Annotated in this window: 1 tRNA gene; it reads left to right on the top strand. The window is 46.7% G+C overall.

From position 1 onward, the window contains the following. The first annotated feature begins 164 nt into the window (after positions 1-164). Positions 165-240 (top strand) — tRNA-Ala (locus GBM95_RS12020). Positions 241-514: the final 274 nt, after the last annotated feature.

Raw genomic sequence — 514 nt, 5'->3', positions numbered from 1 at the left:
GGTAGCCGTACCGGAAGGTGCGGCTGGATCACCTCCTTTAAAGAGAGTCGAGTTCTTTAAGGAACGCCTTCAGAGACTTTCACGGTGTTCACACTTATCTGGTCGTTGAATCAGACACTGTGCAGCTTGAGCCTGCGTTCATTTGAACGTGTGTTCGGTCACGTGGGGGCATAGCTCAGTTGGGAGAGCGCCTGCTTTGCAAGCAGGAGGTCATCGGTTCGATCCCGTTTGCCTCCACCAACTAAAAAAAGTTGCGCGACCATTTGACAAAGTTCTGCTTCTTCTGTAGAATGCAGAGCTCTTTCAAATGGTGCTTCGAAAGAAGCAGTCATTTCGATCTTTAAAAATTTGGAAAAGTAAAGACATTCTGAAGTTGTCTTGAGGAGAAGTTGAGATGCTTCTCTTCGGATAAAGGCAGCTTCAGGGGTTGTGATTGCATTCAAAACATCGATTCATTGAAGTTCATCGAGAACCGACATGATTCAGAGAAGCAGCGCGTTACAGGTCGTCTTGT

The organism is Sutterella seckii (assembly GCF_009183815.1).
Classification (GTDB): Bacteria; Pseudomonadota; Gammaproteobacteria; order Burkholderiales; family Burkholderiaceae_F; genus Sutterella; species Sutterella seckii.
This window is presented reverse-complemented; position numbering and strand designations above follow the sequence as displayed.